The organism is Moorena sp. SIO2C4, from assembly GCF_010672485.1.
GTDB classification, from domain to species: Bacteria; Cyanobacteriota; Cyanobacteriia; order Cyanobacteriales; family Coleofasciculaceae; genus Moorena; species Moorena producens.
On the sequence record NZ_JAAHGN010000191.1, the window covers coordinates 1 to 9,108 of the forward strand.

9 protein-coding genes are annotated in these 9,108 nt (G+C 44.8%); 5 read left to right on the forward strand and 4 right to left on the reverse strand.

The window, feature by feature from the left end; genetic code table 11:
- Window positions 1–2 precede the first annotated feature (2 nt).
- Entirely contained in the window at window positions 3–890 is an 888-nt protein-coding gene (locus F6K20_RS12740) for a pantothenate kinase (RefSeq protein WP_353736753.1), read from the forward strand.
- Window positions 891–922: 32 nt separating this feature from the next.
- Here F6K20_RS12740 and F6K20_RS12745 read toward each other — a convergent pair whose 3' ends face one another.
- Window positions 923–1,378 (reverse strand): NUDIX hydrolase, encoded by a 456-nt coding sequence (locus F6K20_RS12745; protein WP_008187901.1) that lies wholly within the window; start codon window positions 1,376–1,378, stop codon window positions 923–925.
- Between the two features lie 380 nt (window positions 1,379–1,758).
- Here F6K20_RS12745 and rbp point away from each other — a divergent pair, with 380 nt between their 5' ends.
- Complete coding sequence (gene rbp, locus F6K20_RS12750; RefSeq protein WP_287265581.1) at window positions 1,759–2,049, forward strand: RNA-binding regulator; 291 nt, start codon at window positions 1,759–1,761, stop codon at window positions 2,047–2,049.
- 683 nt (window positions 2,050–2,732) lie between these two features.
- Window positions 2,733–2,930, forward strand: a complete 198-nt coding sequence (locus F6K20_RS12755) for an Asl3888 family RNA-binding protein (protein WP_008187899.1) — start codon at window positions 2,733–2,735, stop codon at window positions 2,928–2,930.
- 579 nt (window positions 2,931–3,509) lie between these two features.
- On the opposite strand, the gene argH is transcribed toward F6K20_RS12755, so the two are convergent.
- The 3 genes from argH to F6K20_RS12770 all read right to left on the reverse strand — a co-directional run bounded on the left by argH (window position 3,510) and on the right by F6K20_RS12770 (window position 6,958).
- On the reverse strand, window positions 3,510–4,904 hold the full coding sequence (gene argH / locus F6K20_RS12760; protein WP_287251915.1) for an argininosuccinate lyase: 1,395 nt from the start codon (window positions 4,902–4,904) through the stop codon (window positions 3,510–3,512).
- Between the two features lie 313 nt (window positions 4,905–5,217).
- Window positions 5,218–5,469 carry a hypothetical protein gene (locus F6K20_RS12765; protein WP_008187897.1) on the reverse strand — a complete coding sequence of 84 codons (252 nt, stop codon included), beginning with the start codon at window positions 5,467–5,469 and terminating at the stop codon, window positions 5,218–5,220.
- Window positions 5,470–5,497: 28 nt separating this feature from the next.
- Window positions 5,498–6,958, reverse strand: a complete 1,461-nt coding sequence (locus F6K20_RS12770; protein ID WP_287294900.1) for a GAF domain-containing SpoIIE family protein phosphatase — start codon at window positions 6,956–6,958, stop codon at window positions 5,498–5,500.
- Between the two features lie 435 nt (window positions 6,959–7,393).
- Between F6K20_RS12770 and F6K20_RS12775 the strand changes: the two genes are divergently transcribed.
- Both F6K20_RS12775 and F6K20_RS12780 read left to right on the forward strand, forming a co-directional pair.
- Complete coding sequence (locus F6K20_RS12775) at window positions 7,394–7,825, forward strand: helix-turn-helix domain-containing protein (protein WP_008187894.1); 432 nt, start codon at window positions 7,394–7,396, stop codon at window positions 7,823–7,825.
- Window positions 7,826–8,233: 408 nt separating this feature from the next.
- On the forward strand, window positions 8,234–9,108 hold an 875-nt coding region (locus F6K20_RS12780), incomplete at its 3' end, for an RNA-guided endonuclease InsQ/TnpB family protein (protein WP_287294902.1).

Consider the following 9,108-nt stretch of genomic DNA (forward strand, 5'->3'; position numbering starts at 1 on the left):
TTGTGTCCTCCCTACTCCCTACTCCCGACTCCCGACTCCCGACTCCCGCGCAACCGAAAACGAAAGGACCTAACCCAATTGATAACTGCTATATGACGACTAAGGCCAACAGCTTTTTAGGATTAGTGATTGGCAATTCCCGGCTACATTGGGCTTGGTTTGTAGATAACACCCTGAAAAAAGCCTGGGATACCAACCATCTAACCCCAGCAGCTGTAGAGCAGTTAATCAAGGACTGGACGTCTAATGTAATGTCAGAGGAAATTTTCCCACCCCAGTTAGGAGCTCAGGGTACAGACACATCCAAGCCATTACCCCTTTACATCGCTTCAGTAGTACCTGCCCAAACAGCACTCTGGCAAAACTATTCCGATACTACAATATTGACCCTGGAAGATTTACCCCTTTCCGGACTATATCCCACCCTAGGCATTGACCGCGCCTTGGCGTTATTTGGTGCTGGTCACAGGTATAGTTATCCAATTTTGGTTATTGATGCTGGTACTGCTCTAACCTTTACTGGTGCTAACCAAAACCTACAGCTAATCGGAGGGGCTATCTTGCCAGGATTAGGATTACAGTTACAGTCTCTAGCACAAAAAACTGGAGCATTACCCGCCATTGAACTACCAGCTCAGTTACCAAAGCGTTGGTCACTCGAAACATCAGGAGCCATGGCAAGTGGTGTGGTCTATACAGTATTAGCTAGTATCCGGGATTTTATTGAGGATTGGCAAAGGGAGTTTCCCAACAGTCCGATTGCTCTGACTGGTGGCGACTCTGAGCAGTTAGTTACTTATCTCCAATCTCAATTTCCTGGAATAGCAGCTCAGATTATTGTTGATCCTTACTTAATCTTTTGGGGAATGTTGTCAGTCGTTGGTAGTTAGTTGCTGCGGTGACTTTTGTGGGGAATGGGGAATTAAGCAACGGTGATATTACCCTCAAAATAGTCCTGTAACTGACGGTCATGGTCATGGCTGAGGTTTCCCTTAGGGATAGCTTCCAGTTCAAACGCCTTGACTTCACTAATTTCCAATACGTCCTGTACCTCCATGGTTCCAGTCACATCAGCTTCTACCAGAATACAGATAGAATGGACTCTGGGATCTCTTCCTGGTGCTGAGTAAACCCCAACTAACTGGCGAATCTTGAGCAACTCAAGTCCGGTTTCCTCAAATAATTCCCGTTCGATAGTCGTTGGAATATCTTGACCCCAGTTAACCATCCCTCCTGGTAGAGCCCACTTACCATTGTCACGACGTCGAACTAGCACAATTCGCCCATCCGGCAAGAGTGGAATGATGCTCGTACCGGTAATAGGATGTCGAAATATAATCCCCAGAACTGTTTGGACAAATTGCCATAATCTTCTCATGTGATGATAGGGCTGTTGATTGTGTGTGTTGCTTTTACTGACTGCTATGATAGACATTATGGATGCAAGTTCGGTAACGTCAGTGATTGAAAAGTCCATTGTGATGCAATTCAACGTTGAACGTCTGAGTAGTTAACAGCTAGGAGCCTAAGGAATACCTAACCGGTTACAGGCAAATCACTTGTGGTTAAATCTCTGTCTTGATGCAAAGCGCGAGTGGGGGGCCTCCTTTGACCGCACCGGTAGTCGCTCATGGGGGGTGATCCCCAAGACCGCGCTACCTCGCTGCATCGCTGTCATAACCTGGGTAGATATGCACCAGTGCTTTGCCCTCTCACCGACCTTCATCTGAACATTTTCGATCAGATGGACAACTCTAAATGACTATATACATTGGCAACCTAGATTATCAGGTTACCTCTGAAAACTTACAGGAAGTATTTCAGGATTATGGTACAGTATCAAAAGTAGTAGTTCCTAAAGATAGGGAAACAGGTCAAGGGCGTGGATTCGCTTTTGTTGATATGGGGACAACAGATCAGGAAGATTCTGCCATTGCTGAGCTAGATGGTGCAGAATGGATGGGGCGTTATATGCGCGTCCGCAAAGCTAGACCAAAGACTAACGACAACGACAACAATCGAGGAAATCGTAGTCGCAGTGGGTTCTAGAATAAGTTATAACAACAGTAGGCTTCGAGGACAATCAAGAAGTATGTTGTGGAAAACTAACCATTTTCCTTTGCCGTGGGTGACCGAAAAAGTGGGTCTCAAGCCCCGTCCTTCTAGGAGGGCTTTTGTTCACTGTGGTATAATAAAAAGGTAGCCTAGCACAGACAGGATTCGTCGGTACTGTCAACAAACTAACGACGTAAAGCGATGCTAGTACATGAGGCGCGAAAAACCTCATTAAAAACGTATGGATCAAGCGCGGATACCGACAACCAGTAAAGCAAATCTTAAAAGATGAAAGTACCGTGGGGTTAGAAGTTACCGTAAGAAGAGTGGAGCCAAAATCGGCAAAGTTTTAACCCTTTTACCCATAGACGACTAACCATAAAGGCTCCACTCTTCTAAGGTTTCGTCTCCGGCACACGGAAACTGAGGAAACTCAACGCTTAGGGAGATAAGCCCACTGGGGTTAGTTAAATTAAGCTCAATATTTGGTTTTTAACGGATATTTGGCTTAAATATTGCCTTTGGCGGATAACTAATTTTAAGGCATGTCGAAGAACTAAGAATCCCCGTCCTTCCAGGGCGGGGAGTGTCAAATGGGTAACTTAAATAAACCAAGCTGAATCTAGTCTAAGACTTGGGTTTGATAGTGTTTTTGTTTTTTTATCAATGAGGTAGACATGGCAAAGCGCCGCAATCTAAAAAAGGAAAAGGCGCAGCGGAATCAAGCTTACGCCCGTAAGTTTCGGAAATCCAAGCGTAATACGGGCCGTTTTTCCAAAAATAGACGGTACGGTAGCAAACCTCCTAAGTCGGAGGAAACAACAGCAGAAACTAACAACGAGGATAATTACCAAGGTGGTACTGGTGCGATGTAAGGAGTCAGCTATCAGCTGACTGTCATAGCTGACTCCTTACATCCGATCAGGCAGCTACCCCAGTTGATTAACTACTGTTGATGTAGAAAACTTAGGAGTATCGAGTCAGGAGCTTCGAGTCAGAATAAGTCAAGGTTATGTGATTGGAATAAACAAAAGTCAAAGTATCTTTTAAGCCAAAAACTAACTAAAAATCCTTACTTCTGATCCGAAGTTTCCCGATCCGAACTTCCCTATTATTAAGATTATTAAGTATTTTTGTACTGGTGCAAGATCGACAAGATCTAAATTAGAGATAAATTGTAAGCATTCAGCCGTCAGCTATCAGCTTATGCGCTACGCGCACGCTACTTGAGGTGCTTATGGGCTACAGATGTTGCTACAGATGCTGCTATCAGCTTATGCGCTACGCGCACGCTACTTGAGGTGAGGTGCTTATGGGCTACAGATGGTGCTTTTGAATAAAACAGGTAAGCATTTGTTTAATCTGAGTTACGTCTGCATGATAGCTGACGGCTGACAGCTGATAGCTGTTCGCGTAGAGTGCGCGTAGCGCATATGCTTACGATAAATTAGCGATCAATCATGATTGGAATTTAAGCGATCGCATGCATCCTGAATCCCTCGCCTAACCTGGTCAAAACCAGTGCCACCATAACTATTCCGACGAGCTACTACTTGAGTAGGGGCAATGGCTTGATAAATATCCTCCTCAAAGGCTGGGTGCAAAGTTTGCCAGTGTTCGAGGCTCAAATCCTTCAGTAACTTCCCGGATGCCAAACAACTTCTGACCACCTTACCCACCAGATTGTAGGCTTCCCGAAACGGAACTCCTTTTGAGGCTAAATAGTCAGCGACATCGGTAGCGTTAGAGAAATCTTCAGTAACTGCTGATGCCAAACGTTCGGTACGAAATTCTAACCCTTCCTGCCAGAGAATGGTCATGGCTTCGAGACAGGCTTTGATAGTGTTAACGCTATCAAACAGTGCTTCTTTGTCTTCTTGCAGGTCTTTGTTGTAAGCCAAAGGTAGCCCTTTCATCAATACCAACAACCCTTGCAGATGACCAAAGACACGACCAGTCTTACCTCGTACCAGTTCCGGAACATCAGGATTTTTCTTTTGGGGCATGATGCTCGAACCAGTAGCACAACTATCGATGAGAGTAACAAAGCCAAATTCCTGAGATGCCCAGAGAATGATTTCCTCTGACAATCGGCTCAGATGTACCATGATCAAACTGGCAGCACAGAGGAATTCAATGGCAAAGTCGCGATCGCTTACTCCATCGAGGCTATTACCATAAATTCCTTCAAAATGCAAGGTTTTGGCGGTATGATGTCGGTCAATGGGGAAGGTTGTCCCTGCTAAGGCTCCACAACCCAGGGGTGAGATATTCACCCGTCGTCGGATTTCCCCTAAACGCTGCCAGTCCCGCTCTAGCATTTCTACGTAAGCTAACAGGTGATGGGCTAAACTGACTGGCTGAGCCCGTTGCAGGTGAGTATAGCCAGGAATCAGGGTTTCAACATGAGCTTTGGCCAGATTGAGCAAGACCTGTTGGAAGTTACGTAACTGGCTACGAATCTGATCAATCTGCTCCCGGAGGTAGAGTCGGGTATCCGTACCAACTTGGTCATTACGCGATCGCCCTGTATGTAGCTTCTTGCCAACATCACCCACAAGTTCAGTTAGGCGGCATTCTACAGCTAAGTGTACATCTTCAGCATCAACACCAGGGTTAAATTTTCCTTGGTGGTATTCTGAACGGATTTGTTCTAAGCCAGCTACTAGCTGCTGAGCTTCCGACTCAGAAATAATGCCAGTATGGGCAAGCATCTTGACATGAGCCACAGAACCAGTAATGTCATACTCAATCAGTTCTATGTCAAAGCCGATACTGGCATTGAAGCAAGCAATTGCTGGATGTAACGCTGATTCAAATCTCTGACTCCAGGTTTTTTGCTCAGTCACAGTTTTGGAAACAAGATAAAGGACAAAAGATAAAGCACAAAAGACTCGTTAAACGAAGTTAGATTTAGTATAAGCATTCAGCTATCAGCTATCAGCTATCAGCTATCAGCTATCAGCTATCAGCTTAGGCGCGTAGAGCATAAGCTAAGAAGGGCAAATCCCCAGACTTTCAATTCTATAAAATTTGGAACTATTAAATTTTACCGTTTGGGCATTGTGCAATGGGCATAGGTGTAGACTAAGCGAACCGCACAGGCTACGGAAGATGTATCTTAAGCTGACGGCTGACAGCTGACGGCTGACAGCTGACGATTTAGTTAAACGAAGTTAGATTTCTGAATAAGTAACCAACAACTAAACCAATCACCAGCGCCACAGCCTGACCAGAATCAATAAACTTTTGCCACGCCGTCTTGATTTGACCGAGTACATCGGGATCTTCAATAGTTTGAGCCAAAACTAGCCCATCGATGGGTAACTGAGAGTTCAGCCATCCCAAGACATCAGTCCAATCGCTAATGCTATCTAACGGAACTATTACTGTTTGTATGCCTACAATCACCATTGCTATGCTTTCCTATACGTTAAATCTATTAGTCAAGCCTTGATTTTACCTGCATTACGACCAGTGTCATATCATCTCCGTTAGTTGTTGTACCAGTAAACTGCTGGACTTGCTGAAATAGGTAATCTAAAATTTCCTGAGCACTATAACTATGTTCACAGGCCCACTGGAAGCTTTGGGTTAGATTTTCCTCATCAAAGCGATTGCCATTGAGATTCGCTGCCTCGGTCACCCCATCAGTGTAGTAAATAATGGTGTCCCCTGAATCTAGCTGCACGTGAGAGTCTTCGTATTGAGAATCAATTTCTAAACCAATCAGCATCCCTCCTGCGGTATCCAAGGGTTTGATAGAACCGGTTGATGCCTGCCACAACAAGGGGGGATTGTGAGCGGCATTACTATAGGACAAAATCTTGGTTTTGGGGTCGTACTCAGAATAAAACAGGGTGACGAACCGATGGGAATTTTCCAAGTCAGGATACATAACCCGGTTCAGGTGTTCGAGAATGCGTGCAGGGGAGTGACCGTTTAGTACTTCTGCTCGCAGCATTCCCCTGGTCATAGTCATAATCAACCCAGCCGGAACCCCTTTTCCCATCACATCACCAATCACAATGCTCCAAGGTAAATAAGCACTGTGGTCATCAGTGAGATGACCATCCCCGGAGTTTTTCGGTCCGAGCTGGTCGTAGTTGGTGGGAATGAAATCGTAGTAGTCACCTCCGACACGGTTAGCGGTTTTACAGAAAGCCGCTAATTCCAACCCTTCAATTTCAGGGCATTGGCGCGGTAGTAGGCGGATTTGGATATCGGCACCAATTTCTAACTCTCGATCTAAGCGTTCTTTATGGCGTAGCTCAACTTTCAGTTCATCATTAGCGATCGCTACTGCAGTTTGGTCAGCCACTAACCTTACCAACTTCTGTCGTGTTGCTGTCCAGTTATATTGTGGGTCATGGCTAAAGATATACAAATGTCCTTGTTCAACATTTTTAACCAGAATCGGAAGACTAAACAGTTTGATATTGGGTTCAAGATAATCCCTCAAGAGTTTATCAAAGGATGCCTGAACCAGTTTCAAAGAGGTTGGTGTGTGCTGATCATTCCCCCCTTGGCCATTAGGACTTGTCACTTGGTGGGTGGTCTTTTCTATCGCTTTACGAATAGTCTGAACCACCTGAGGGTTCTGGTAGTGTAGGTCAGATCGTTGTACCTGACCATCTCGATTGAACAAGATTAAAGCTCCCCCATCGGCATCACTCACCCGTGCTGCCATTAGAGGAATTAACTCTAAAAACTGATTGAGATTGTTGAAGCTGCGTAAGGCAAACCCCAATGAACTTAACAAATCTTGAACCTTGTGCTGTTCTCGATAAAGACGTGCCACCAGTTCTTTGAGGGTGGACACAGGGTTTTTCTTAGCAGCAGCATAGGAGCTGGTGCTATTCGTTGAACTTGAGGGTTGGTGGGGAATGGGCAGTGCTGTCATTGCATCAGGTGTTAGGAGCGTTACCAGTTATGCTGCACAAACCATCAGGTTAATCAGGAGTTAGAACAGATGTCTACTCAGGTTTTGTCAAGCAGCTGTTGCTGACACTGTTGACCTGTGAAGCCTACGATGGCTGACCCTGGATCTTCACGGTAGTTTTGCTTAGGTATTGATTCAACCATGTAGGATAACTAGCGCAACAGTATGGCATCCTACAGTAGCACTGATTGCCATTTTTAGCTATTCCAGAAGTCCCAACCAATCATTCCAACTGACCTGATTTGTCTAATGATAGCCCTAATTACACTCAATGTTATTCAGGGAATCTTCTGAGTGCTGAAGTTTAATGCATTAATTAATAGCACCCGATGATTCCACGTTTCACAAATTTTTCTGTTATACTAGTTTTATCGGAATAGTTTAAGGAGTCAACTGATGAACAAGTGCGTTGGTACTACTGAAGCGGCATCTCTGTTAGGAATTTCTTCTAGACGATTGCGACAACTCCTAAGCTCTGGCCGGGTCAGAGGTGCTTATAAAAGCGGTAAATTCTGGATTATTCCCCTGTTTAACTATCTGCCTCAAATTACCAAAGGCAGACGTGGCCCAAAGGGTAAGTGGCTTAAAAATCGTCCTCCGGCTCTAGCTAAGATCAATGTCAACCGCAATCACATTGGCTCGAATATGCACAAAAGTCCCAAAGACCGGAAGCCAGTGATTTCAGTAAAACGAAGTGGCAACAATCTATACGGCAACCAAGTAGAAATCCTCGGCCCATGTCGGATTGTCTATCAGCCAGATCACCCACTCGATTGTGGCGCTCGTTTGTGGATCGAAACCTTCAGTGATGTTCACTTCATTTCTTGATGCAAAGCGCGAGTGGGGGAAACCACGGCAGTCGCTCATGGGGGAGACCACGGCAGTTGCTCATGGGGGAAACCCCCAAGACCGCACTGCCTCCCCAAGACCGCGCTGCATCGCTGGTGGCAGTTTTCCTGCTAGTCGCTAATTACCAATTACTAGGAATCCCAACACTGAAAGCTCCGTCTCTTTAGAGCCGGTCAGAAGTTACCGCAAGAATAAGGAAGCCTTTATGGTTGGTCGGCTATGAGTAAAGGGTGAAAACTTTATGATTAAGGCTTCCTTATTCTAAGGTTTCGTCTCCGGGATGAAAGTGCTTAGCGAGTTTATTCGCCTTGAAAAGATATTGAATCATAGTTGTATAATTACGCTATATGTGTTAGCGTAATTGTATACATAAGAGGTCGATTTATGATGATCATAATTGAATTCAAAGCCTACGGAAAATCGTGCCAATATCAAGCTATTGACGAAGCAATTCGGACAGTAAAGTTTATCCGAAATAGTTGTATTCGTCTGTGGATGGATAATAAGGGCACAGGAAAATATGACCTCAGCAAGTATAGTAAAATACTTGCCAAAGAGTTTCCCTTTGCCAATGAACTGAATTCAACGGCTCGACAGGCTGCGGCTGAGAGAGCCTGGTCATCAATTACTCGCTTCTATGACAATTGCAAGAAAAAAGTACCAGGAAAGAAAGGTTTTCCCCGTTTTCAAAAACACTGTAGATCTGTTGAGTACAAACAATCAGGATGGAAACTTTCCCCTGATAAAAAGTCAATCACTTTCAGTGACAAGAAAGGAATAGGAAAGCTGAAACTCAAGGGTACCTGGGACTTGTGGCGCTTCGATAAAAAATTGATCAAACGGGTTCGCATTGTCACAAGGGCTGATGGGTACTACGTTCAGTTTTGCGTCTCTGTTGATGTAAAAGAGCAATTAGACCCAGCTGATACCACTCTAGGCTTAGATGTAGGACTAAAAGAGTTCTATACCGATTCTAGGGGAAACACTGAACCTCATCCTCGCTTCTATAGGGCAGGAGAGAAGCGTCTAAAATTTTATCAACGCCGAGTATCTCGGAAAAATAAAGGCTCATCTAACCGTAAGAAAGCCATTAATAGATTAGGCAGACAACACCTTAAAATAAGTAGGCAGCGTGAAGAACATGCCAAGAGACTGGTTAGAAGTTACCGTAAGATAGTGGAGCCTTATTACAAAAGATTTAACCCTTTTATGCAAAGCCGAACACCCATAAAGGCTCCACTATCTAAGGTTTCGTCTCCGGC

Coding starts and splice junctions, on each gene's coding strand:
- F6K20_RS12745 (WP_008187901.1), bottom strand. CDS start 1,378: ATGAGAAGATTATGGCAATTTGTCCAAACAGTTCTGGGGATTATATTT.
- rbp (WP_287265581.1), top strand. CDS start 1,759: ATGACTATATACATTGGCAACCTAGATTATCAGGTTACCTCTGAAAAC.
- F6K20_RS12755 (WP_008187899.1), top strand. CDS start 2,733: ATGGCAAAGCGCCGCAATCTAAAAAAGGAAAAGGCGCAGCGGAATCAA.
- F6K20_RS12765 (WP_008187897.1), bottom strand. CDS start 5,469: ATGGTGATTGTAGGCATACAAACAGTAATAGTTCCGTTAGATAGCATT.
- F6K20_RS12770 (WP_287294900.1), bottom strand. CDS start 6,958: ATGACAGCACTGCCCATTCCCCACCAACCCTCAAGTTCAACGAATAGC.
- F6K20_RS12775 (WP_008187894.1), top strand. CDS start 7,394: ATGAACAAGTGCGTTGGTACTACTGAAGCGGCATCTCTGTTAGGAATT.